This is a genomic window from Massilimicrobiota sp. mt181, from assembly GCF_055420065.1.
The window spans coordinates 49,606-75,325 of the sequence record NZ_JBVAYN010000011.1 but is presented as its reverse complement, the minus strand read 5'-3'; the positions used below and the strand labels follow the sequence as shown (position 1 = coordinate 75,325).

The following is a 25,720-nucleotide window of genomic DNA, read 5'->3' as shown; positions in this document are numbered from 1 at the left end:
GAAATCATTAAAAAAATTTATTTTTTTGTCCTCTATAATGAATGATGGAGGGATTTTTATGAGAAGAAAATTCATTGTTGTGATAGCGGTATTGGTTATACCTTTGTTGATTTTATTGGCTGATCATTTTTTATTGCATGAGGATCTTCATTTGTCATATGATTATGATTCTTCTAGTCAGTGGCATGAGATTGTGAATCATCGTGATCAGTATCCTCAGGAACTTATTGATTTAGCTTTGAGGAATAAAGAAACGATCTCATTTGTAGCTCAGTATCCGACACATCATCAAATAGATACAGTCACTAATATTCAAAATGATTTAAAAGATAAAAAAATGCCTTTATTTTTGCAGTGGGATCAACGTTGGGGTTATAAAATGTATGGGGACGATATGATGGCTATTAATGGTTGTGGTCCCACATGCTTATCTATGGTGGTCAGTTATTTAACCCAAAATGGAAGATATAGTCCTTATTATATGGCAAAATATAGTGAACAAAATGGATATTATAGTGATGAAGGAACTTCCTGGCAGTATATGATTAGAGGGGCAGAAGCCTGTGGTGTTTATGCCAAACAACTTAGCTTGGATGAAAAACTGATTCAACAGGAGTTAATGCAGGGGCATCCAATTATCTGTAGTGTTTCAAAAGGCATTTTTACATTATCTGGTCATTTTATTGTATTAGCCGGTTGTCAAAACAATCAAATTTTGGTATATGATCCCAATAGTCGCCAAAAGAGTCATTATTATGATTTTGATGAATTTTCTCATCAAATTAGAAATTTATGGGTTTATAGTAAGAATAGTTTTTGACTATTCTTTTTTTGTATTATAAAATAAACAAAAATGGAGGTGTATATATATGAAAATTTCTGAAATTCTAAAAAAGAAGGCAACAATTTCTTTTGAAGTTTTTCCGCCAAAAAATAAAGAAGGGGATATCTCATCTATTTATTATACGATTGAAGAACTGTCTCAGCTTCACCCTGATTTTATTAGTGTGACTTATGGGGCTGGAGGTTCTACTAAGGGAAAAACTGTTGAAATTGCTTCAACCATTAAAAATAAATATCATATTGAATCAGTGGCTCATCTGACTTGTATTTCATCAACACCGGATGAAATTATTGAGATGTGTCAACAATTAAAGGACAACAATATTGAAAATATTTTATCTTTACGTGGCGACTATCCCAAAGATGGATTGCCTCATGAAGCATCTTTTCATTATGCTAAAGAACTCAATGCATTTATTTCAGAACATTTTCCAGGTGATTTTTGTTTGTCTGGAGCCTGTTATCCAGAAGTTCATCAGGAAGCAAACTGCTTAGAAGATGATATCAATGCATTAAAAGAAAAAGTAGATGCTGGAGCTGAGTATTTAATTACACAGATTTTCTATGATAATCATTATTATCGTCTTGTTAAGGAAGCAAGAAAAAGAGGAATTCAAGTTCCGATTATTGCAGGAATTATGCCAGTGACACATTCTAAATCGTTATTAAGAACAGCAAAACTCTGTGGATGTTCTATTCCTTATGAATTATCAACAATGATTGAATCTTACTATCATTATCCAGAGGCAATGAAAGAAATTGGGATTAATTATGCTGTACATCAAATCATTGAATTGATTACAAATGGCGTTGATGGTATTCATATTTATACAATGAATAAACCAGAAATTGCAAAAGCTATATTTGAAAGTATTCCTACGGTATTGAAAGAATTGAATCATGAATAAAAAAGCGATTAGACATTATTTGAATGCACAAACGATTATGGATGACAATACGGAAAGTTTGATAGATGAGTGTATTCAAGAAGTTCAATCATGTGCTGAATTTAAAGCAACTTATCGCTGCTTTCATTTGACCCATCAGCCATTGATGCTTAAAGAAGTGCAATGTATTCTCTCATCGGATGACTTGTCTTTTTACTTTCAGGACTGTCATGAATGTATGGTTATTGCCTGTACTTTAGGAATTGCTATTGATCGAAAGATTAAATATTATGAGCATCTGAATATGGCAAAGGCAATTGTTTTTGATGCTGTCAGCAATGTTTATTTAGAAGAATGTTGTGATCAGTATGAACAAACATTGGATTTAGGCCGTTATACTTTTCGTTTTGCGCCAGGATATGGAGATATTCCCTTATCCTTGAATCAGACATTGGCCTCTTTATTGCAGATAGATAAAAAAATAGGAGTCAGTTTAATTTCATCAGGATTGATGATTCCAATGAAATCTATGATTGGCATTGTGGGTATTGGTTTGCAATTAAAAAAGACATGTTTATCATGTGTACGTAAAGAAGAATGTGAATTGAGAAAAGGGGGACAAAGATGTTACGTGATCGATTAAAGAATGATTTATTGATTTTTGATGGAGCGATGGGTTCACAGCTCCAACAAAGAGGTATGCAGGCGGGAGAAATTCCTGAAGTTTACAATATTGAACATCCTGAAATCATTATTGATATTCATAAGCGTTATTTACAAGCAGGAGCAGATTTGATGACGACAAATACCTTTGGTTGTAATCCCTTGAAAATGAAGGACAGTGGATATTGCTATTGTGATTTATTAAAGGCGGCTGTGGACAATGCTAAAAAAGCCAGAGCAGAAGTCAATCCCAATGCCTATATTGTTTTAGATATTGGACCTATTGGACAACTGTTGGAACCTTTAGGAACTTTAACGTTTGATGAGGCCTATGAAATCATTGCATCACAGGTTTTATTGGTCAAAGACGATGTGGATGCTGTTTTATTGGAAACAATGACAGATTTATATGAAGTGAAAGCAGGTATTTTGGCAGTTAAAGAAAACAGTGATTTACCAGTATTTGTAACAATGACCTTTGAAGGTCATCAGCGTACTTTGACAGGAACTGATCCTTTGACTTTTGTGAATGTAGCAGAAGGACTCAAAGTTGATGCTTTAGGTGTTAACTGTTCTTTGGGACCTATAGAATTGAAACCTATTGTAGAAACTCTTTTAAAATATGCTCATGTTCCTGTAATTGTTCAGCCCAATGCAGGTTTACCTTGCTTACATCATGGGGAAACAATATATCCAATGCATAGTGATGAGTTTGTCGAAGCTATGAAAACTTTTGTTGATCAGGGTGTACAAATCATTGGGGGATGTTGTGGAACAACACCTGATTTTATTGCTGGATTAAAAAAACAGATGCCTTCATCTGTTTCTAAACGAAATGTTCAACCTTATACGGCTGTTTCAAGTGCTCATCAAAGTGTCGTTTTTGATGGACAAGTTGTCGTTTGTGGAGAAAGATTAAATCCAACAGGAAAAAAGAAATTAAAAGCAGCCTTAAAAGAAGGAAATTATGAAGAGTATGTCAAAGAAGCCATTCGTCAACAGGAAGCGGGTGCACAAGTTTTAGACGTTAATGTCGGCTTACCAGGTATCAATGAAGCTGAGGTTATGGTGAAAGTCATTCGTATGTTGCAGGAAGTCATCAATCTTCCTTTACAGATTGACTCCTCTTCGCCTGAAGTCATTGAACAGGCTTGTCGTTATTATAATGGAAAACCATTAATCAATTCGGTTAATGGTAAGGATGCAGTGATGGATGCGATTTTTCCTATTGTCCAAAAATATGGGGGTGTTGTCATCGGATTAACACTTAAAGATGGTATTCCATTACTGGCTCAGGAAAGATGTGATATCGCAAAATCTATTATTGATAAAGCGCAAACTTATCATATAGATAAAAAAGATATCATTGTTGATTGTTTAACATTAACCGCTTCAGCCCAACAAAAAGAAGTTCAGGAGACACTAAAAGCATTGACAATGGTGAAGAATCAATTGTCTGTTTATACCACTTTAGGTGTATCTAATGTATCCTTTGGTTTACCTAATCGTCCTTTATTAAATCGTACTTTTTTAGCCTTAGCACTTCAATCTGGTTTAGATTTACCAATTATTAATCCGTTGGATCAACAGCTGATGGATACAATAGATGCTTATCGTGTTTTGTATTATCATGATCAGGATGCTCAACAATATATTCAGCATCAATCAGAAAAAACAATACAAACAATGAATGCTCCAGCATCATCCTTTAGTCTTGAAGATATGATTATTCATGGATTAAAAGATGAGGTTCAAAATAAGACAAAAGAACTTCTGCAAGAGTATAAAGCCCTGGAATTGATTGATCAGATGATTATTCCGGCTTTAAATCAGGTTGGACAGGATTATGAAGAACATCGTATTTTCCTGCCACAATTGATTCAATCAGCTGAAACAACAAAACTGGCTTTTGAAGTTGTAAAAACAACATTTTCGCATCAAGAGACTTCTCAAGCTACTGTCTTAATGTGTACAGTGGAAGGAGATATTCATGATATTGGAAAGAATATTGTGAAAGTTGTCTTAGAAAGTTATGGATATAAAGTGATTGATTTAGGTAAAGATGTAAAAATAGAAAAAGTTGTAGAAGCCTATCAACAATATCAGCCCCAAGCTATTGGACTCAGTGCCTTAATGACAACAACAGTTGTTAATATGCAAAAGACGATTGAAGCTTTAAGACAAGCTGATTGCCAATGCCCTATCTGGGTTGGAGGAGCTGTCTTGACAAATGAAATTGCTAAAGACATTGGGGCAGATTATTATTGTGTTGATGCTATGGCATCCGTTTCTTTATTACAGAAAATTTTATAGGAGGAATGATTATGGGATTAAAAGTTAAAATGGATACAGGAGATCAGGAAACACTGGAAACAGAAATGCCGTTATTTGCGACATCCGAAGATGATTTAGATCATGTTCAGCTTGATGATGATACAGTTATTAAGATTAAAATAAAAGAGCAAGAAAAATGAGATGAATATCTCAACATTCTTGCTTTTCTAATAGTTCAAGCCATCTTTCGCTTTGTTCTTCTATTTGTTTTTCTAATTGATTGCGTTGTGTGGATAGCTCTTGTATGATTGCAAATTCACTAGCTTGATTTAGCTCTTCATCAAGCTGTGATAATTGTTGTTCTAATTGAGGAATCTGTTCTTCTAAAGATTGCAGTTCCTGTTTTTCACGATAAGTTAATGTCACCTTTCGCTTTTTCACTGGTTTTTGTCCAGAAGGTTTGGCTTTTGGTGTTGTGACATGCGTTTGAGATTGAATAAACTGGCTGTATCCACCAATATGCACACTGATTTTCTGATTTGAAAAAACAAAAAGAGTTTGACAGATACGATCTAAGAAATAACGATCATGAGATACAGTAATCACAATACCTTGAAAACTATCCAGATAATCTTCTAAAATTTGCAACGTTGTAATATCTAAATCATTGGTTGGTTCATCAAGCAATAAAACATTGGGAGCGCTCATTAAAACTTTAAGAAGATATAAACGTCTTTTTTCACCACCAGACAATCTTTCAATAGGTGTATATTGTAAATCCTGATCGAAAAGGAATTTTTCACACATCTGTTTTGCTGATAATTCACCTTGACTTGTTTTTAAATAACGTGCTTCATCTTGAATATAATCAATGGCGCGTTTTTTAGGATCCATTGTTTCATGACCTTGTTGAAAATAGCCAATACGAATAGTATCTCCATATTCTACATAACCTTGAGTTGGTTTGATAAGTCCAGCAATAATATGCAAAAGTGTTGATTTTCCTGAACCATTAGGGCCAATAATACCAACATGCTCATTCCTTTGGAAAAGGTAATGAAAGGGCTCAAACAGGACTTTGTCATAGCTGTGCGAAAGATCATGTAATTCAATTGTTTTCTTTCCCAGACGAGAAGCTGTATCAATCATTTCCAGTTGTGATGATATAGGTATATCTTCAATTTGATTGAGAGCTTCATATCTTTGAAGACGACCTTTGTTTTTCGTTGTACGCGCCTGTACGCCAGCACGAACCCATTCTAATTCCTTTTTTAAGAATTGTTTTCTTTTATGTTGAGCATTAAGCAGGCTTTCTTCACGTGCTGCTTTTTGTTCGAGATATTGCGAGTAATTGGCTTCATAAGTATATAATTGACCATGGTCCAATTCTAGCATACGGTGTGTAATACGTTCTAAAAAATAGCGATCATGTGTAATCATGATAAGAGCTTTATTGAATTTTGTGAGATATTTTTCAAGATATTCAATCATTTCATGATCTAAATGATTGGTTGGCTCATCTAATAATAATAAATCACAAGGTTTAATCAGCGCGATAGCTAAAGCGACACGTTTCTTTTGACCACCAGATAACTGAGCAATTGGCTGCAAGTGATTAGTGATTTGAAAACGATTTAAGATGGATTTAATCTCATATTCTTCGACATCATTTCCAACATCTTCATAGACTTGTTGTAAAACTGTATTTTGAGGTTGAAAAGATGGGATTTGAGGCAAATAATTAATACGGATATCTTTCTTTTTAATGATTTCTCCCTTATAATCTTCTTGACCAGCTAATATTTTTAAAAGTGTTGATTTTCCAGTTCCATTTAAACCAATAAGACCTATTTTATCATGCTCCTGAATAGAAAAGGAAATATCTTTTGCAATGCATTTTAAATTGTTATATTTACTTAGATGTGATACACTCATTAACATATTGAATTTCTCCTTTATTGTTCTATTGTATCATGACTTTTCATTTTGTAAATATATGTAAGGGAAGTGATAGATTGAAAAAATTATTACTTGTTTTTATGATTTTTGTTATTATGTTAATACCTGTCAGTGCCCGAGCTGGTGGTGGAAGCAGTAGCAGTGGTGGGGGCAGTAGTGGCAGTAGTCATACTTCATCGCATCATTCCAGACGTTCAGCTGGAAATGGATCACCATTAGCAGGTATCATGAGTGTAGGAATCTTTGCAGGAATGGTTATCTATAGGAAAAGAAGAAAAGCCAGACAAATGCATCATGAAATCAAAAATGATTTATCCGTAGCTTATCAAAAGGATGATTTCTGGAATGAGCAAGTTATAAAGAAGAAAGTTGAAGAAAAATATTTGATTATACAAGAAGCTTGGTCTAAGCAGGATCTGGAAACATTGAAAAAACATTTAAGTGAATCATTATATGAACAATGGAAAATGAAAATAAATTGGCAACAATATCGACAGCAATATAATCAATTAGAACATATCCAATTATTGAAAGTCATACTCGTTGATCTTCATGACGCAATCGATAATCAGCAGGATTTCTTTTGGGTTTATATAGAAGGTAAGATGAATGACTCTATGATAGAAAATGGAGAAGTGATTGAATCTCATCATGATAGTTTTGTAGAATATTGGAAATTTATGCGTTGTGGAAATGATTTTTTATTAGACGAAATTAAGCAACAAGATGAGGTTGAATCATGATTAGTAGGCTTTTGCGATGTCTGTTATGGATATTTCAAAAAGTGGGACGTTTACTTGGTTATATCATTGGTTTTATTTTTGGTTGGGTTCCACGTTTAAAAAAACATATGAGTGGTGAAGAATTTGAAGAATATGTCTATGAAATTCTTAAACGTATAGGTTATAAACATATTCACATTACCAAAAAGAGTGGGGACTATGGGGTAGATATTCTCGCCAGTTATAAAGGTGTTCGTTATGCGTTTCAGTGTAAATATTATAGTAAACCAGTAGGTGTCAGTGCGGTTCAGCAGGCATATAGTGGGTGTGAATATTATGGATATGATGAAGCAGTCGTTGTCACGAATCAGACATTTACGCGTCAGGCTCATGATTTGGCGCTTAAAAATGGTGTTATCTTATGGGATGGAGAAAAACTGATGAAAATGCGTCATAAAGCAAATTCTCATGCATTGTTCTATCGTTTTCATCATGCGAAACAACCTCATCCTTATGAAGAAATTTTACGCATCATTATAGAAGCAGGATATGCTTCAAGTGATTTGCTTTATCAGCAATGCTCAATGAATATTTCACAAATAGATTATATTTTAGATGATTTAGAATTTTATGATATTGTTTCAAGTGAAGATGAATATGGAATCAGAGAAGTTTATATTTCATCTATTGAAGAAGGTTTAGAGATTCTTGAAAAGAGTTCAATTTAATGGAGGGATAAGAAATGTATCAAGAAGTTTCAAAAGATTTAATGTCATTTATTCAACAAAGTCCAACGGCATTTCATGCTGTGGATACGATAAAAAAGGAATTGAAAGCACAAGGATATCAAGAGTTATCAGAAAGTCAAAGCTGGATAGTGAAACCATCAGGAAAGTATTTTGTGACACGCAATCAATCCAGTATTATTGCTTTTCATCTAGGGGAAGATTTGGAAAATTATAGTTTTCAGATTGTGGCTTCACATAGTGATTCGCCAACTTTTAAATTAAAAGAAAATGCTGAAGTAGAAGTCAAAAATCATTATATGTTGCTGAATACTGAAGGATATGGTGGTATGATTTGTGCTTCATGGCTTGATCGACCTTTGTCTATTGCTGGACGTGTTATGGTGCGACAAGAAGGAACATATCAGACACGTTTATTATGTTTTGATAGAGATCTGGTCCTTATTCCAAGTGTCGCAATTCATATGAATCGTAGTGTCAATGAGGGTTATGCCTATAATAAACAGATAGATATGTTACCTCTTCTTGGTGGTCAAGAATGTCAAAGTGGAGATTTGAAAAAGCTGATTGCTGAAGAATTAGGTGTTTCTATTGATGATATCTATGGTAGTGATTTATATTTATACAATCGTATGGCACCTTCAATATGGGGAATGCATGATGAGTTTATTTCATCTCCTCGATTAGATGATTTACAGTGTGCCTATACATCATTACAAGGCTTTTTGAAAGGTCATCATCCACAATCTATTCAGGTTTTTGCCTGCTTTGATAACGAAGAAGTAGGATCATCTACAAAACAGGGAGCTGCTTCAACATTCCTTTATGATGTCTTATATCGCATTCATCATGCATTGAAAAAGCCAGAAGAAGATTTTTATCGTGCTATCAGTTCAAGCTTTATGTTAAGTGCTGATAATGCACATGCGGTACATCCAAATCATCCAGAAAAGACAGATCAGCAAAATTGTGTCTATATGAACCAAGGTGTTGTTGTGAAATCACATGCTGGTCAAAAATATACAAGTGATGCCTTAAGTATAGCCGTTTTTAAAGGCTTGTGTGAAAAGGCTCATGTCCCTGTGCAATTTTTTGCGAATCGTTCTGATACAATAGGAGGAAGTACATTAGGAAATATTGCCATGTCTCAGGTTTCCCTTCAAAGTGTTGATATTGGCTTACCACAATTATCAATGCACTCATCTTATGAAACGGCAGGAATGAAGGATTCTTATGATATGATTCGTGTCATGGAAGAATTCTATAATAGTCATATGCAAATGATGGAAGATGGATGTATACAAGTTGTAGCCAAAGAAGATTAAACATGTTAAGAGGTGCAAAGAAGTTTGGCATTTATTCGTTTTATGATATGATATGCTTTTCTATTATTAATCATGAGGAAATAAAAAATCTTACTTGCTAAAAAGTAAGATTTTTTATTTGATATCTATTTTTTGAATGATAATAAGGGAGATAGGAATGAAAATCACAATATAAATGATAATAACACAAATCGCAACAATATTATCAAAAGAAAGGGTTGTGCCAGAGAAAAAATGGAAGGAGATTTTTCTGGCTATGAAAAAGTAAAGATAAGATAAGAAAATAAAGAGTATCAGTTGAACACATCTTTTAAGAAAAAGTTTCATATAAACCCCTCCTGATGTATTTATATTAACATAAAGATATGAAAAAGATATGAATTTCTTCATATCTTTAGTAATAACACACAACAGGAATATTGACTTTTAATTGACTATATAAAGATGCAGCCACATTCAGTGGTAAATTAATGCAGCCATGAGAACCATGTGTTTTATAACGATCTCCACCAAAAGAAGACTGCCATGTTGCATCATGTAATCCAATACCGCCATTGAAAGCCATCCAGTAAGCAACAGGTGTTTCATATTCTGGCTTTCCATCAGCTTGAATCTGTCCCTTTAATACACGATTACGTTGCATGAAATAAATATAATATGTACCACCAGGTGTCTTACGATCAGGATCGCTAGGAAGACCAGTGACACAATCAGATTCTAAGACAACTTGTCCATTTTTGATAAACCACATATGTTGTTTTGTCATATCAATTTCAACGAACGTATTTCCTAAACCACCATTACTATAAGAGGCCTGAACTCCTGAAACACTAGGACTTCTGGTTTCTTTTTTATGGGCTTTAATATCAGCTAATAATCCTTCAACTTCATCACTTTGATTCAGTTTATAACCATAGTTTCCACCAGAAACAGTTCGTGTACCATTGGCTCCTTTAAAAGTTTTTGATTTTCCAATGATGTTAATCTTAGGAGCAAGCTCTTCTTCAACGAATTTTGTTGCTTGTGTCTTAAATTCGTCTTCATCATAGTAATAATTTCCTTTTTCATCAATAGATAACCATTGAATGATATCATTTCCATCTAATACAACATTACCAGAAGTTGTCTGATATGTAATTTGCGCATCACAATATTCTTTAGCCAATGTTTGTAAATCTGTGATGATTTTATCTTCTGATGTTAATTCTGGTTCCTGATAAATATGCTGTTCTTTTAGGTTGATAGAATCATGACGTGTCTCAAAAGCTTGTTTGACGGCAGCGATTAATTGATCATTTTGAATGGTTGTCCCAAAGACTTCTGGTGTAATCACAAAATCATCGTCTTTATATTCAACTTTTGCATCCACTGGAGCAATCTGCTCATCTTCAACATGTTGTAAAGAAGTCACAGCCTCGTTTAATTTGTCTTCATCAGTCACTAATAAATCATCTAAAGTGATGTTTGTTGACTGGAAGAAATGTGTAAACCATAAAAAATAATTTTGTTTGTTTAATTCTTCCTGGATATGATTATCCTGATTAAAAGTTATACCACAATCATCTTGATTTAATGTTTCCTGTTTTTCATCAACAAATGTTAATGTTAAAGTTTGTTGAGTGAGGTTTTTCTCAAGTGTAGATGATGCTTCCTGATATGTTAAACCTGAAACATCAATATCATTAATTGTTGTATGACTCATAAAGCGGTTATGATAATAAAAACATCCAAAAAGATAAACAACAAGAATAATAGCTCCCAAAATCAATGAAGCTTTTATGACGTGATTCTTTTTGATACGAATTTTTCGTCTTGTTTGTTTTTCTTGTGTATTCGTTTCCTCCATATACATACCCCTTATAATATTTAATTACATTTAGAAGTATAGGTATTTTTAAGATAAAAGTCAAGTTATCCGACATTTTCTATGCCTGAAATTTATAGTAATTATTTTCTTAACTTTTCTATGACTTGTGATTTGTAAGAAGTTTTGAAGTTTATATGTGCATATAGTTTGAATTATTCTTTTTTTGAGGTATACTAGAGGCAGGAAGGTGATAAAATGGTTAATATGCAAAAAGTAGCAGTGATTGGATGCGGATTTGTTGGAGCAACATCAGCTTTTAGTTTGATTCAGACAGGTCTGTTTTCAGAAATGGTCTTAATAGATGCAAATACAAAAAAAGCTGAAGGAGAGGCCATGGATTTAAGTCATGGGAGTGCATATTTGACTCCAATGAATATTTATGCAGGAACTTATGATGATATTGTGGATGCTGGTTTGATTGTGATTACAGCAGGTGCTAATCAAAAGCCAAATGAAACAAGATTAGATTTAGTTAAAAAGAATGTACAAATTTTTAAAAGTATTATTCCAGAAATTAAAAATAGAAATTGTGAAGGTATTTTATTGATTGTATCAAATCCAGTAGACATTTTAACAGAAGTTGCATTGAAATTGTCTGGTTTCCCATCTCATCGTGTTATCGGTTCAGGAACTGTTCTTGATACAGCAAGATTAAAATATGTTTTAGGTAAACATTTACAAGTTGACCCTCGTGATATCCATGCCTATATTATTGGGGAACATGGAGATAGTGAATTGGTTGTCTGGTCAGGGGCACAGGTAGCAGGTATTCATATCAATCATTTCTGTGAGTTACGTGGTCATTTCAATCATGAAGAAGCAATGGAAAGACTGGCACAGGAAGTGCGTGACAGTGCTTATGAAATTATTGAAAGAAAAGGCGCAACTTATTATGGTGTAGCAGTTGCTGTAAAACGTATTGCGACAGCAATCGTTAAAAATGAACATGCAGTTTTACCAGTTTCTAGTTTGATGCAAGGAGAATTTGGATTGCATGATCTTTGTTTAAGTATACCAACTGTTATTGGACAGCAAGGTGTAGAAAAAGTTGTAGACATCTATTTGAATAATGATGAAAATGAAAAATTACAAACAAGTGCCAAAGCTCTAAAAGATGTTTTGGATGGTTTAGATATTTAAGAAAAACGCTCATGGTCAAAAAGACTATGAGCATTTTTATTGTGTAGATATTTTTAGTGCAGCTGCATGATTGGCTTTTTGTAATGCTGTATACCAATCGTCTCCCTGCATACGAGATGCAATCAATGCACCCATATGTGTATCTCCAGCTCCATTGGTATTATAGACGCTGACTTGTGGTGATGGGACAGTCAATGAATGTGAAGGCTGATAGAAGTAGCAGCCATCTTTCCCTAATGTTACGACAATGGCATTTTGTGTTTTTTGATAGAGACATTGACAGCCTTGAAGCATATTGGTTTGTTGGGTATATTCTAAAAGCTCTTTTTGATTGAGATGGACAATAGGATGAAGGGAGAGGATGTCTTCCATATCTTGTTTGGGAATATGGCAAAGACGAGGCCCCGGAGCAAAATATAGTGGTAGATGGGGATAGTCTTTTAAAAAGTCATAGATGATATGATGATGGTCATCTTCGATTTCTAAACCACATATATAAATACACTGATATTCAGACATATCGAGTTGTGCAAACCAGTCTTTTTGATAGTGATATTCACCACCATGTTCGCATAGAAAAGTTCTTTCACCATGTTGGTCAACAACACAATAGCAACAGCCATTATTTTGCTTTGTTTCAATAAGAATGGGAATATGATATTGATGAAAGTGGGCTTTGACAAATTCTCCATATATTCCTTGACCAACAGGAGAAAATAAGGTATAGGGAAGTTTTTGTTCTCGTAAAAGAGAAGCTACATTCCAGGCGCAGCCACCCATGGACATATTTTGGTGTAAAATGTTTTCATCCCCACTTAAATGTGGAAATTCATGGACAAAAATATTCACATCACAGACACTGGAACCAATAATTAATGCTTTTTTCATTGAATCACCCCATTAAATTAATCATGATTATTGGATAATTTGAGTTTAACATGGTTTGATTGAAAATGCTATGGGATGTTTATATGAAAGAAGAAAGGAAAATAGTGGAAAATGAGCATTTGATTTTACAGTTTGGTAGGAGAAATCATGTTTATTTTGATAATTTGTTAAAATATGGAAAAATAGTTATAAGTGGCGAATATAAGCCACTTTTTTTGTGGAAAAAATCAAAAAATAGATCACTTTTTTTCTATACATGAGGGTATAAATAGTATATAATAGTGGTATGAAGTGTTAAAAAATGTATAGAAATGTATAAAAGTGGGTGATTTTGAAGTGTTCATTGGGGAATATAGACATAATATTGATACAAAAGGACGATTGAGTATTCCTGCAAAAATGCGCCTTGAATGTGGTGAAAAAGTCTATGTAACCCGTGGTAATGAAGGTTGTTTGGCAGTATATACAGCAGCTGGATGGGAAGCTTATTATCAATCACTCATGGCTTTACCTAAAACCAAAAAAAAGACCCGAATTTTTATACGTTTAGTAACTTCTCGTGCAACAGAGTGTGAATTTGATAAGTTAGGTCGTATCAATATCCCTCTTGTTTTAAGAAATGAAGGAAAACTTCAAAAAGAATGTGTTGTTGTGGGAGCAGGAGACCATATTGAAATATGGGATAGTGAGACATGGAATCAGTTCTATAATGACAACATGGATGATTTTGATGATATATCAGAAAATATAGATGATTTAGAATAGGAGGATGCTATGTTTCATCATATCAGTGTTTTATTAAAAGAAACCATTGAAGGCTTAAATATCAAAGAAGATGGTATATATGTTGATTGTACACTTGGTGGTGGTGGACATAGTCAGGAAATTTTAAAGCGTCTGACAACTGGACATCTTTATTGTTTCGATCAGGATCAGCATGCAATTGAAGCAGCCAAAGCAAGATTGGAGCAGATTTCTAATCGTTTTACGATCATCTATGCTAACTTTAAAGATTTGAAAAAAGAATTGGCAAAACATGGTGTTGAACATGTTGATGGTATTATTTTTGATTTAGGCGTCTCTTCTCCACAGTTTGATGATGGAGAACGTGGATTCAGTTATAACTATGATGCAAAATTAGACATGCGTATGGATCAAAATCAGACTCTGACAGCATATGACATAGTGAATTCTTATAGCTATCAAGATATTGTGACAATTCTTTATAAATATTCTGAAGAAAAATTTGCCAAACAGATTGCTAGAGCAATTGAGCGTCATCGACAAGTGAAACCTATTGAAACAACATTTGAACTGGTAGATATCATTAAAGAGGCTATTCCGGCACCGGCTAGAAGAAAAGGTGGACATCCTGCCAAAAGAACATTTCAGGCTTTACGAATAGCAGTGAATGATGAATTGAATGTGTTTGATATCGCTCTAAATGATGCATTAGATATCTTAAATGTGCATGGACGTATTGCCGTCATTACCTTTCATTCTTTGGAAGATAAGATTTGTAAATATACATTTCAGGAAGTGACCAAGCAGCCAGATTTACCAAGAGGGATGCCGATTGTTCCTGAATATTTAAAACCTAAGTTTCAAAAAATAACAAGAAAACCAATTGTGGCAAGTGATGAAGAACTTTTAGAAAATCATCGTGCCCATTCAGCAAAACTAAGAATTATAGAAAGGATATATGAAGATGAGAACTAAGAAAAAAGAACCAAGATTTTTAAGATTTTCAAAACGTTTATTAATTATGAGTTTTATTGTATTTGTTGTGGGAATTGTTGCTTTGAATTCTTATGAATCAACAATCAATGTAGCATGTAAAGAATTAGAAAAAGACATTACAACAATTGAATCAGATATTGATGGGTTGGATATGAAAAAGTTAGAATTGGCTTCTTTTTCTCGTATTGAATCAGTAGCTGAAGAAAAGGGATATACATATAAACAAAGCGCTGCGACTGCTGCTGTAGTAGGAGATTCTCAAGAATAATGGCTATAAAGAAGAATAATAACAATAGTGCGAAGATTGTATATTGTATTATTGTTGTTGTTATTGTTTGTATGGTCCTGAATGTTATTTATCTGGGAGCAACGGGGAAACATCTCGTCAGTGGAAATGACATTAGAGGATATGCTGAAAGTCGCGGTGAAAGTAAAACAGAGATTCTTTCGGCCAAAAGAGGTACGATTTATTCAAGTGATAATGAAATTATTGCAAGTGATATGAAAACATATAAGCTTTATGCGATTTTATCTACGACACATCTGACACTTGACAAAGAACCGGATTATGTTGTAGATAAAGAAAAAACAGCTAAAGAGCTATCACCTATTATTGGCATGGATGAAGAAGATATTTTAACTCAATTGAATAAAGAAACTTATCAGGTTGAATTTGGAAGTTATGGAAATAATTTATCGTCGCTTGTGAAGGATCAGATTGATGCTTTGAATTTACCAGGGTTGGAATTTGATGAAATTACGACAAGAAATTATCGTTATGGAGATTTTGCTTCATATGAAATTGGTTATGCTCAAGCTGTCACAAATGAAATTAATGGTAAAACAACTCAAGCTTTGGTTGGACAGATGGGAATTGAAAAGGCTTTTGATGATGAATTATCTGGAACAGATGGAGAAAGAACTTATCTGGCTGACAATAATAATAATGTCTTACCAAATGGAATTTTAAGTGAAACGGTGCCAGTGGCAGGAAATGATGTTTATTTGACACTGGATACGGATGTGCAAACTGAATTGGATTTACAGATGTCAAAAATGGTTGAAGAATTAAAACCAGAAAAAGCGACTTGTGGCATTATGGATGCCAAAACAGGTAAGTTGCTGGCCATCTCTAATTATCCATCTTTTAATCCTAATGAGAGAGATATCGAAAATTATGTAGATCTTTTCTTGAATGAAGCAGTGGAACCAGGTTCAGTCTTTAAATCATTTGTTTACGGAAATGCAATTAATGATAATAAGTTGGATGTCAATGATACATATCAATCTGGAAAATATTATTATAAAGTGAATGGAAAAACTGTTGCGACAATCAATGACCACAATAGTGGTAGAGGTTGGGGAACGATTAGTTATAAACAGGGATTCTATTATTCAAGTAATACGGGAATTTGTCATATTTTAACTGAAAAAACAGATAAAGAATCATTGCTTCAAGATTATGAAGATTTAGGATTTTTTAAAGAAAGCAGTATTGATGGATTGCAGTCAGCTGCAGGTTTTGCAGGATATAAACGTGAAGGAGAAAGAACTCTCGAATACTTAACAACAGGTTTTGGTCAGGGGTCAACTTTTACAGCTTTACAGTTAATCCGTGCCTACAGTGCTTTTGCGAATGATGGAAAAATGGTTGAACCATATTTAGTTGAAAAAGTAGTCAATAGTGATACACAAGAAGTTTTATATCAGGCAAAAACACAATATTCTAAACAGATTTATTCTACTGATACTGTGAAACAAGTCAGAGATTTACTTCAAGGTGTTATTAATGAAAAAGGAAGTACGGGATATAATTATCGTATGGATGATGTCAATTTGATTGGTAAAACAGGAACTGGACAGGTAGCCTCAGAGTCTGGTGGTTATCGTAGTGGTTTCTATACACATAGTTTTGTGGGAATGGCACCATATGATGATCCTCAGGTGATTTTAGTAATGTGGTATCAGGGAAGTTCATCAAGTACAACGTCAGCTGCACAAGTTGTTCAAGGTGGCATCAGAGCTGCATTAAATAAATTGAATGAACAGCCTGCACAGGTTGTCGAAACTTCAACATTTGTTTTGGATAATTACACAAATCAAAGTGTAGATTATGTCAAAGATTCATTATCTAATCATCAGCTATCAGCACAAATTGTAGGTGATGGTGAGATTGTTGTGGATCAATATCCAAAAGCACAAACTGAAGTCTCTTCAAAATCACGTGTTTTCTTACAGACAAATGGAACCAATATCACAATGCCATCGATGACTGGCTGGTCACGAAAGGAAGCAGAAGCTTTTGCGGCTATGGCCAATGTGGAGATTGAATTTAAAGGTGTTGGATCGATTTATAAACAAAGTGTTTCTAAAGGAACAAAACTCAAAGCCAATCAAAAAATAACAGTCACCGCTAAATAGGAACTTTTCAACAAAGTTCCTTTTTCATATTTTTAAAGAAATCATCATACAATACAATGGTGATAGAAACATGATTTTTTCAAAAATGATTCAGAAAATCAAAAGGGTCGATATTGTCATGAGCGTGATTGTTCTTTGTATTATTATCCGCCTTGGTTATAGTCAGCTTGTATCATATCAGGAGTTAAGTTTAAAGGCTACTGAATCATGGCAGCGAAGTTTCCCTATAGAGGCCTCACGTGGAAAAATCTATGATAGTCAAAATGAAGTGCTTGTAGACAATTTAACAACATCTTCATTGATTGTTGTTCCCAGTCAAATCCAAGATCCGATTCATACAGCCTATCAGCTCTCACGTATTTTAGAATGTGATGAAGACAAATTATTGGATAAACTACAAAAAAAGGTTTCTGTAGAAAGAATTCAACCAGAAGGCAGACAATTAGATGAAAATAAAGCTTACAGCATTGATCGTTTAAAATTACCGGGTGTTTATCTGGTTCAAGATACTAAACGTTACTATCCGCATAAGAATTATTTGGCCCAGACATTAGGCTTTGTGGGAATTGATAATCAGGGATTGGTTGGGTTGGAATTACAATATGATGATTATCTTTCAGGCCAAAATGGGAGCATTCATTATTATATGAATGCCAAAGGACAAAATTTAAATATATACCCAGCTGAATACGAATATCCAACAAATGGCATGGATATTGAATTAACCATTGATACACGTGTTCAAGATGTTGTGGAAAGAGAACTTAATAATGCATATGCAACTTATGATCCTGATTCTATTTTATGTCTCGCTATGGATCCAAGAAATGGAAAGATTTTAGCAATGAGCAGTAAACCAGACTTTGATCCGAATCGTTACCAGGAAGCAGATAGTGAAATCTACAATCGTAATTTACCCATTTGGAAATCTTATGAACCTGGTTCTACCTTTAAAATTATTACTTTCAGTAGTGCGTTAAATGAAAATCTCTTTGATATGGATAAGGATACTTATTACGATAAAGGATATGAACTTGTTGGAGGAGCACGTATCAAATCATGGAAAAAGGGAGGACATGGGTTACAGACATTTAGAGAAGTCTTGCAGAATTCATCCAATCCGGGTTTTGTGGAAATTGGAAGACGATTAGGGAAAGAACGTCTTTATCAGTATGTACAGGACTTTGGATTGACCGAAAAAACGGGTGTTGACATGATGGGGGAATCTTCAGGAATCATGTTTGACTATGATCAGTTTAATGAGGTTGAACAGGCAACTGTTGCTTTTGGGCAGGGAATTTCTGTAACACCGATACAATTGGTCAGAGCTGTTTGTGCTTGTGTCAATGGCGGCAAACTGTATCGGCCTTATATTGTCAATAAAATATATAATGCCAAAACCCATGAAGTTATCAGTGAAAAAGAGCCTCAATTAATTAGAGAGGTGATTTCAGAGGAAACATCTGCCAAAGTCAGAGATGCTTTAGAAGGTGTTGTGACGGATGGTGGAGGAAAAAATGCTTATATTGATGGTTATCGTATTGGTGGGAAAACAGGAACAGCACAACGTGCCATTAATGGCACATATGCTGGGAATGGTTATATTTTATCTTTTCTTGGTGTTGCACCTATTGATGATCCTCAAATTGTTCTTTATCTGGCTATGGATAATCCTAAAAAATGTGTACAATACGGTGGAACAACAGCAGCGCCTATTGCGAGAAAAATATTCATGGATGTCTTACCAGCATTGGGTGTGAAAAAAGTCACCCAACAAAGAGAGAAAGCTTATGTCTGGACTGATACGAAAACTTATGATGTCGAGAATTATATTGGTAAGAAGAAATCAGAAGTGAAAAATGAAAATTATGGATTTGAGTATTTAGGAGAAGGAGATTATGTGATTGATCAGCTGCCACGTGTTGGAGAACAGATAGAAGAAGGACAAAAGGTTAAGATTATGTTGGGAAATCAGCAGGATATTCGTTAAAACGTATAGGAGAAGTCAAAATTTATGGCTTCTCTTTTTGATAAAGAGAGAATCAAAAAATATTTGCTTACAGTATGACATGGATATGGTATAATTATATAATGGATTGGAGGAGAAACTGATGCACATTCAAGATCGTGAAATTAGACGTATTGTGGAAGATGAAAAAGAATATCGTTATGGGAGATTTATTGATATTCGTCAAGTTTTAGAACGTATGACAATCTCATATGATGAGAACAATCGCTGTTATCGTGTTAATGCCAGAATGTCTGTTCAGAATGATAAACTCGTGATTTCTATGAAAATTAGCGAGAATGGCGAAATTATACAATCACAGTGTAGTTGTGGCTTAAGGGGACGTTGTCGCCATATTGCAGCTATTTTGTTCTTTTTAAGAAAACTGGAAATCACTTCTTATCCTTATTTTTATGAAAAAGATCAACAACTTGATAGGCACCAGCAATTACAAAAAATTGAGCGTCAAAGACAGGAAAGAATACTTCATAAAAAGCAACAGGAATCAATAGATTTGATACATTTATATAAAGATCAGTTATTAAGAGAATCTTTAGTTCCACTGGTCTCTCAACAATATCAAATCAAAATTTTTGTACAACCTCAAAAAGAAAATCTTTTGATTTCTTGTAAGATTTTAACATTGACACAAAGCTATGTAATTAAAAATATAGAATCATTTTTACACGCTATTGAATTTCATGAAAACATTAACTACAGTAAGAATTTTGGATTTATTCATAGTATGGAAGCTTTTGATGAAGATTCACGTGATCTTATTGCTTTTATCAAAAAGTGTTTTTTAAAAAATCAGTTACTGCAATCAGGTATAATTAAAACACTGATTGTCAGTGAAGAACAGATAGATGATTTTTATGATTTAATGAGTATCTTACCATCATCATATTGTGATATTGCTTTTGATAAAAAAGAATATCAGATTCCACTTGATATTACTTTTAAAGAAGAAAGCTATGTCCTTGATTTTGCAGAATATCATGAATTTGAAAATGCAATGATGACATCCAAATATATTTATACTTTTCATGATGATGTATTTTATCGTTATATTTTTCATGCCCCTGAACAAGTTTTGACTTTTGTGAAAAAATGTATGGAAAGTCAGGGTGGTTTCTATATACCACAGGATGCATTAATGGACTTTTATAAATATGTTCTCTATGATTTAAATGACGATATCATTTTAAAGACAACACTTTTTGATGAATATCATCAGGAAGATATAATTAATCTTTATGCGGATATGACCAGTGATGATCAGATTTTTATACAGCTCGAATATATTTATGATGATCATATTTGTTATGGCTTTGATGAAAAAAATACACAAAAATCAAAAAGAGCTGATTTAGTAGAAGATTATTTACGTCCCTATATTGAAGATATTGATGAACATCTGATTTATTTGAAATACGATCATGATTTTTCTTATCAGTTCTTAAAAGAAAGTCTGCCCTATCTTTCTCATTACTGTCAGATTTTTGTCAGTGAATCCTTAAATAGCTTCTCTCAGGCGGCACCTGTGGATATTCGTGTCGGAGTTCATTTACAGCATGGTCTACTGTCTATTGATATTGAGAGTGTCCATGTTCAAAAAGAAGAACTGCTAGATTTGTTGAAGGCGTATAAGAAAAAAAGAAAGTTCTATAAGTTGAAAAATGGAAAAATTTTATCTTTAGAAAATCAGGAATTACAGGATTTAGATGCTTTAACGTCTTCATTATCATTGAAGATGCAAGATGTTGTTCAAGAACATATTCAGGTGCCAGCATATCGTTTGTTTGAATTGGATCATATGATGAATCAACCTTCTGCTCTCCGTTTTGAAAAAAGTGCTGAGTTTGAAAAATGGACGGATGATTTTAAAAAGACAGAACATGATTTTGAAGTACCTGAGGCTTATCAGCCTATTTTAAGAGACTATCAGAAAAAAGGATATCAATGGCTCAGATTAATGGAACATTATGGCTTTGGTGGTATTCTAGCTGATGATATGGGATTAGGAAAGACTTTACAGATGATTACATATTTTGAGAGTCTGAAAGATCAGGGTATACATCTGGTTGTTGCGCCAGCCAGCTTGATTTTAAATTGGCAGGATGAAATCAATAAATTTTCAAAGTCTTTGCGTGTTTTATGTGTTTATGGCGATAAAGAAGCACGTGAAAAGATGCTGGCTGATAAAGATTCTTATCATGTTTTGATTACTTCATATGATTATTTAAGAAGAGATATTGACATATATGAAAACTATTCTTTTCATACAGTTGTGATAGATGAAGCACAAAATATCAAGAATCCAAAAACAAGAAATGCCATATGTGTTAAACGTCTTCATGCAAAGCAACGTTTTGCTTTAACTGGAACACCTATTGAAAATTCATTGGTTGAGCTATGGTCTATTTTTGATTTTTTAATGCCTTATTATTTATATCATTATTCTTATTTCTTAGAACAATTTGAACGTCCGATTGTTAAAGAACATAATATTGAAAAGCAGGAACGTTTAAAGCAAATGATTACGCCATTTGTTTTAAGAAGAAATAAAAAAGATGTCTTAGAAGAATTGCCTGATAAGATTGAGCAGACGATTTATTTACGCTTTAGTGAAGAAGAAGAAAAGCTTTATCTTTCTAATCTTGTGCAAGTCAATAAAGCACTTCGTGAAAAATTGCAGATACAGCAGTTAGGACGTATTGATATTTTGGCAATGCTGACACGTCTAAGACAACTTTGTCAAGATCCACGTCTTTTATATCAAACAATTGAAACACCTTCTTCTAAGTTACAGGGATGTATGGAATTGATTCATTCCTTAAAAGAGAACAATAAGAAAATTTTATTATTTTCATCATTTACAAGTCTTCTTCATCTTATTGAAGAACAATGTATCAAAGAACATGTTTCTTATTATCTTTTAGATGGTTCAACCCCAAAAGAAAAACGTAAACAAATGGTTGATGCTTTTCAAAAAGATAAGACAACTTTATTTTTGATTTCCTTAAAAGCTGGTGGTTCTGGTTTGAATCTTACAAGTGCCCAAGCGGTTATTCATTATGACCCATGGTGGAATATGTCAGCAAAAAATCAGGCAACTGATCGTGCTCATCGTATTGGTCAACAGGAGACTGTTCAAGTCTTCTCTCTGATTATGAAAAATTCAATAGAAGAAAAGATTATGGAATTACAGGCTCAAAAGAAAAATTTGGCTGATACTTTTGTGGAAGGTAATGAAGGAAGCATCAGCACAATGAGTCTTGATGAAATGAAATCTTTATTTGAGATCTCATCATGAGATCTTTTTTTTGTGCAAAAAATGACCATTTTTGTGCAAAAAACGTGTAGAAATATGTCGAATTTTGTAGAAGAATATACAATATTTAGAACTAATATGCATTTGATTTTGCATAGGGCATATTCTTTGACATGTTTCTATTGTCTTTTCAATCAAAATGTATATTTCATTATTTAAAGGGGAGGGATGAAACATGAAAATTATCTATGATGAAAATGATAAAATGAATCATCATGAATTAAAACTTGTTTATCATCCCAAAAATAAAAAATTGGCTCAATTATTATTGAAACAATTTACTGAGAACTTAGGTGAAGTTGAATTATATGATGAGTTTCATAATAAATACTATATACCCATTTTAGCAATCTATTATTTTGAAATGGTTGATCATAAAATCTATGCCTATACGGAAAAAGATGTCTATCGCATTTATTGTGTCAAAATGGATCATTTAAGAGAGAAAGTTCAAGATTATGGATTTTATCAGATTAATGTACGGACACTTGTTAATATTAAACATGTCAAAAACTATAAAATACAAAGAGGGAGTCGGCGTAGAATTATTTTGGATAATGATGATATTTTAATTTCCAGTCGTCATTATAAACATGAATTTGATCGTTTAGAACGTGATTTAAAACAGGAAGAAATCAAGATATAAAAAAGAACGAAAGAAAGAATCTTTCGCCTTTTTCATGATGCATCATATATCAATATGATATGTAAGAAGCCAGGTTCTTTTAGGCTAAGTCACAATTCATATTCATATCTTCTATGAGGCTATGTGATTTTGCTGATGAGAAAAATCCCTTTCTATATATTTTTTAAGTTCATTTTCATACATATCTTCATAGGTGTTCTTTAAAGACAGTTTTATTATAACGAATAAAGAAGAAAACAGCGACTATAATTAAACAAAACAATAAAATATACAGATAAATTTACGAATTCGTCAAAAAAATGATGTAAAAAAAATGACAGTTTTGTCAAACTGTCTAAATATTTGTTATGATTCATCTAAATCCTTAATGCCATAAAACTCATCTTTTTTCTCGACGTTTTCACAAATATAATCCAAAGAAGCCTGATAAAAACGTGAAAAACGAATAAGCTTTGGAACAGAAGGTGTTCTTTGATCAGATTCATATTGAGAAACAATAGGCTTTGACATCTTTAATGCTTCAGCAACTTGTTTTTGAGATAAGCCTGCTTCTTTTCTTAATGTTTTTAATCTTTCACCAATACTCATACATTCACCACCTTTATGGTATTATACACTATGGATATTTGCTTTAGGAAAACTCATCGCAATTTGCAAATTTTTGACAAATAACCACAAATTTCCACAATTTGGCATAAAAATACCCAAAAACGGGCGAAAAGTGGACTGATTTCTTTTGGATATTTGACTACAATAAAAATATAAACATAATATAAAGGAGAGGAGAGTCTATGAATATTGTTGTATGTGATGACCATCTCGACTATTTGAACTTAATCAAAAGGAAAGTGGAAGAATGCTTTCATGAACCAGAGATGGAGTTACATGTTTATACTTATTCATCTATTCAGAACATGCTTGATAGTACGAGGGAGCGCTGCTATCAATTTGCATTTATTGAAATGAAAGTTGAAAATGACCGAGGAATTGAAGCGGCTTATAAGCTAAGAGAATTAAATCGTGCTTGTCAGGTTGTCTTTATCAGTGATCAATATATTCATATTCATGAAGCATTTGCAGTCAAAGCAAGGGAGTATATATTGAAGCCCATTAAGACACCAGAGTTTCAAAGTGTGATGGATTATCTGATGGACTGGTATCTGCATCAAAATGTAAAATTTGTGATTCCTATTAGAGAGTTGGGACGTAAACGAATTTTTAATGTCGATGAAATTAAATATTTTGAAACATACTATAATGATTTAGAAATTGTGACAGTGAATGATGAGCATTTTATGACACATGTGAAAAATCGTTATAAATTAAGACCGGTTTTAAGAACAAGGTGGTTTATGCAAGTCAATCAAAGTGTACTGGTGAATATGAAATGTATTGATTTTTTAACGGATCGTAATGTCATTTTAAAATCTAGGGAAGTTTTTCCAACAAGTCGTAAGACATTAATTCAAAATCATCTTTTGTATGAAGAATTTTTAAAAGAAATGGAAAAGAAAAAATAAAGAGTGGGGAGAAGTAAATTGAGAATTGCTATTGTAGATGATGAAGATTTTTATCTTCATGATGTAAGTTTAAAAATAGAAAAATTGAAACAGACAATTGAGGATTTACCTATTGAAGTAGATCTTTATTCTAAAGGAAAAGAATTTATTAAAGAATTTCAAAAACGTCCACATGATTTGATTTATCTGGATATTGAACTATCTGATATTAATGGTGTCAATTTAGCACATATGATTCATGAACGTAAAGCAACAGCGATGATTATCTTTACGACAGGTCATATGAGCTATATACATCAATCTTATGTTGTGAATGCTTTTCAGTATCTGACAAAACCATTAAAAGAGCCATTATTTTCTTATGAACTGAAAAGAGCTATTAAACAGTATCAGTATATGAACAAAGCCTTTGCCTTTCCAACATCACAAGGGCGCATTGTTTTTCGCTTGTCTGAAGTTATATTTTTAGAAACAGCATATAAGAGTTATAAGATCCATACAACAAGAGGTGTTTACTATGGTTCATTAAAAGCAGTGAATAATCTGAGAAAAGCACTTCTTGAATACAACTTTGTCAAAATACAAAGAAGCTTTATTATTAACATGGATCATATTGTCAAAACAGACAATATTCTTGTTTATATGTCAGATGATAGTATTTTAATCGTTTCAAAAAAACGCTATAAAGAATTTAAGAAAAGATTCTATAAATATTTAGAAGAGAAAAAATAAGACTG

The 25,720-nt window shown here is 33.1% G+C and carries 23 protein-coding genes; 19 read left to right on the top strand and 4 right to left on the bottom strand.

What is annotated here, in order from left to right; all coding sequences use genetic code 11:
- Positions 1-58: 58 nt before the first annotated feature.
- Genes ACZYT4_RS07840 through ACZYT4_RS07820 form a run of 5 tightly spaced genes read left to right on the top strand, consistent with a single transcriptional unit; the run spans position 59 to position 4,867 of the window.
- Positions 59-820, top strand: coding sequence for a C39 family peptidase (locus tag ACZYT4_RS07840; protein WP_463784332.1), 762 nt, complete (start codon positions 59-61; stop codon positions 818-820).
- Between the two features lie 49 nt (positions 821-869).
- Positions 870-1,751, top strand: a complete 882-nt coding sequence (metF, locus tag ACZYT4_RS07835) for a methylenetetrahydrofolate reductase [NAD(P)H] (protein WP_463784330.1) — start codon at positions 870-872, stop codon at positions 1,749-1,751.
- Positions 1,744-2,373 (top strand): ABC transporter substrate-binding protein, encoded by a 630-nt coding sequence (locus ACZYT4_RS07830; protein ID WP_463784329.1) that lies wholly within the window; start codon positions 1,744-1,746, stop codon positions 2,371-2,373. The genes metF and ACZYT4_RS07830 overlap by 8 nt, the downstream gene beginning before the upstream one ends.
- Positions 2,355-4,706: a homocysteine S-methyltransferase family protein gene (locus tag ACZYT4_RS07825; RefSeq protein WP_463784327.1), complete on the top strand. Its 2,352-nt coding sequence runs from the start codon at positions 2,355-2,357 to the stop codon at positions 4,704-4,706. Before ACZYT4_RS07830 ends, ACZYT4_RS07825 begins: the two co-directional genes overlap by 19 nt.
- An 11-nt stretch (positions 4,707-4,717) precedes the next feature.
- Positions 4,718-4,867, top strand: a complete 150-nt coding sequence (locus ACZYT4_RS07820; protein ID WP_463784325.1) for a hypothetical protein — start codon at positions 4,718-4,720, stop codon at positions 4,865-4,867.
- A gap of 10 nt (positions 4,868-4,877) precedes the next feature.
- Here the strand turns inward: ACZYT4_RS07820 and ACZYT4_RS07815 are convergent, their stop codons facing one another.
- Positions 4,878-6,608 (bottom strand): ABC-F family ATP-binding cassette domain-containing protein, encoded by a 1,731-nt coding sequence (locus ACZYT4_RS07815; protein WP_463784324.1) that lies wholly within the window; start codon positions 6,606-6,608, stop codon positions 4,878-4,880.
- A 74-nt stretch (positions 6,609-6,682) separates the two neighbouring features.
- Here ACZYT4_RS07815 and ACZYT4_RS07810 point away from each other — a divergent pair, with 74 nt between their 5' ends.
- The 3 genes from ACZYT4_RS07810 to ACZYT4_RS07800 are packed head-to-tail and all read left to right on the top strand — an operon-like array spanning position 6,683 to position 9,419.
- Positions 6,683-7,369 (top strand): Tim44 domain-containing protein, encoded by a 687-nt coding sequence (locus tag ACZYT4_RS07810; protein WP_463784322.1) that lies wholly within the window; start codon positions 6,683-6,685, stop codon positions 7,367-7,369.
- Positions 7,366-8,076 carry a restriction endonuclease gene (locus ACZYT4_RS07805; protein ID WP_463784320.1) on the top strand — a complete coding sequence of 237 codons (711 nt, stop codon included), beginning with the start codon at positions 7,366-7,368 and terminating at the stop codon, positions 8,074-8,076. The genes ACZYT4_RS07810 and ACZYT4_RS07805 overlap by 4 nt, the downstream gene beginning before the upstream one ends.
- Before the next feature lie 14 nt (positions 8,077-8,090).
- Positions 8,091-9,419, top strand: a complete 1,329-nt coding sequence (locus tag ACZYT4_RS07800; RefSeq protein ID WP_463784318.1) for a M18 family aminopeptidase — start codon at positions 8,091-8,093, stop codon at positions 9,417-9,419.
- A gap of 394 nt (positions 9,420-9,813) precedes the next feature.
- Here ACZYT4_RS07800 and ACZYT4_RS07795 read toward each other — a convergent pair whose 3' ends face one another.
- Positions 9,814-11,265, bottom strand: coding sequence for a L,D-transpeptidase family protein (locus ACZYT4_RS07795; protein ID WP_463784315.1), 1,452 nt, complete (start codon positions 11,263-11,265; stop codon positions 9,814-9,816).
- Between the two features lie 216 nt (positions 11,266-11,481).
- Here ACZYT4_RS07795 and ACZYT4_RS07790 point away from each other — a divergent pair, with 216 nt between their 5' ends.
- Positions 11,482-12,426 (top strand): L-lactate dehydrogenase, encoded by a 945-nt coding sequence (locus ACZYT4_RS07790; protein WP_463784313.1) that lies wholly within the window; start codon positions 11,482-11,484, stop codon positions 12,424-12,426.
- Between the two features lie 36 nt (positions 12,427-12,462).
- Here the strand turns inward: ACZYT4_RS07790 and ACZYT4_RS07785 are convergent, their stop codons facing one another.
- The gene (locus ACZYT4_RS07785; protein WP_463784310.1) at positions 12,463-13,314 is read right to left on the bottom strand and encodes a PfkB family carbohydrate kinase; all 852 of its coding nucleotides are present in this window, start codon (positions 13,312-13,314) and stop codon (positions 12,463-12,465) included.
- Positions 13,315-13,397: 83 nt separating this feature from the next.
- Here ACZYT4_RS07785 and ACZYT4_RS07780 point away from each other — a divergent pair, with 83 nt between their 5' ends.
- The 8 genes from ACZYT4_RS07780 (at position 13,398) to ACZYT4_RS07745 (ending at position 23,463) form a co-directional block, all read left to right on the top strand.
- Positions 13,398-13,574, top strand: a complete 177-nt coding sequence (locus tag ACZYT4_RS07780; RefSeq protein WP_463784307.1) for a hypothetical protein — start codon at positions 13,398-13,400, stop codon at positions 13,572-13,574.
- 76 nt (positions 13,575-13,650) lie between these two features.
- A complete protein-coding gene (gene mraZ, locus ACZYT4_RS07775; protein ID WP_463784303.1) occupies positions 13,651-14,079 on the top strand; it encodes a division/cell wall cluster transcriptional repressor MraZ in 429 nt (142 codons plus the stop codon).
- Positions 14,080-14,088: 9 nt separating this feature from the next.
- Positions 14,089-15,033, top strand: a complete 945-nt coding sequence (gene rsmH / locus ACZYT4_RS07770) for a 16S rRNA (cytosine(1402)-N(4))-methyltransferase RsmH (RefSeq protein WP_463784299.1) — start codon at positions 14,089-14,091, stop codon at positions 15,031-15,033.
- Positions 15,023-15,322, top strand: a complete 300-nt coding sequence (locus tag ACZYT4_RS07765) for a hypothetical protein (RefSeq protein WP_463784296.1) — start codon at positions 15,023-15,025, stop codon at positions 15,320-15,322. Before rsmH ends, ACZYT4_RS07765 begins: the two co-directional genes overlap by 11 nt.
- Positions 15,322-17,475, top strand: a complete 2,154-nt coding sequence (locus tag ACZYT4_RS07760; protein WP_463784293.1) for a penicillin-binding protein — start codon at positions 15,322-15,324, stop codon at positions 17,473-17,475. Before ACZYT4_RS07765 ends, ACZYT4_RS07760 begins: the two co-directional genes overlap by 1 nt.
- Positions 17,476-17,545: 70 nt before the next feature.
- Entirely contained in the window at positions 17,546-19,465 is a 1,920-nt protein-coding gene (locus ACZYT4_RS07755; RefSeq protein ID WP_463784291.1) for a stage V sporulation protein D, read from the top strand.
- A gap of 121 nt (positions 19,466-19,586) precedes the next feature.
- Complete coding sequence (locus ACZYT4_RS07750; RefSeq protein ID WP_463784288.1) at positions 19,587-22,799, top strand: DEAD/DEAH box helicase; 3,213 nt, start codon at positions 19,587-19,589, stop codon at positions 22,797-22,799.
- Between the two features lie 193 nt (positions 22,800-22,992).
- The gene (locus ACZYT4_RS07745; protein WP_463784286.1) at positions 22,993-23,463 is read left to right on the top strand and encodes a LytTR family DNA-binding domain-containing protein; all 471 of its coding nucleotides are present in this window, start codon (positions 22,993-22,995) and stop codon (positions 23,461-23,463) included.
- 345 nt (positions 23,464-23,808) lie between these two features.
- On the opposite strand, the gene ACZYT4_RS07740 is transcribed toward ACZYT4_RS07745, so the two are convergent.
- Positions 23,809-24,051 carry a helix-turn-helix domain-containing protein gene (locus ACZYT4_RS07740; RefSeq protein WP_463784283.1) on the bottom strand — a complete coding sequence of 81 codons (243 nt, stop codon included), beginning with the start codon at positions 24,049-24,051 and terminating at the stop codon, positions 23,809-23,811.
- A gap of 203 nt (positions 24,052-24,254) precedes the next feature.
- Between ACZYT4_RS07740 and ACZYT4_RS07735 the strand changes: the two genes are divergently transcribed.
- Complete coding sequence (locus ACZYT4_RS07735) at positions 24,255-24,983, top strand: LytR/AlgR family response regulator transcription factor (RefSeq protein ID WP_463784280.1); 729 nt, start codon at positions 24,255-24,257, stop codon at positions 24,981-24,983.
- Positions 24,984-25,001: 18 nt separating this feature from the next.
- A complete protein-coding gene (locus ACZYT4_RS07730) occupies positions 25,002-25,715 on the top strand; it encodes a LytR/AlgR family response regulator transcription factor (RefSeq protein ID WP_463784277.1) in 714 nt (237 codons plus the stop codon).
- Positions 25,716-25,720 lie beyond the last annotated feature (5 nt).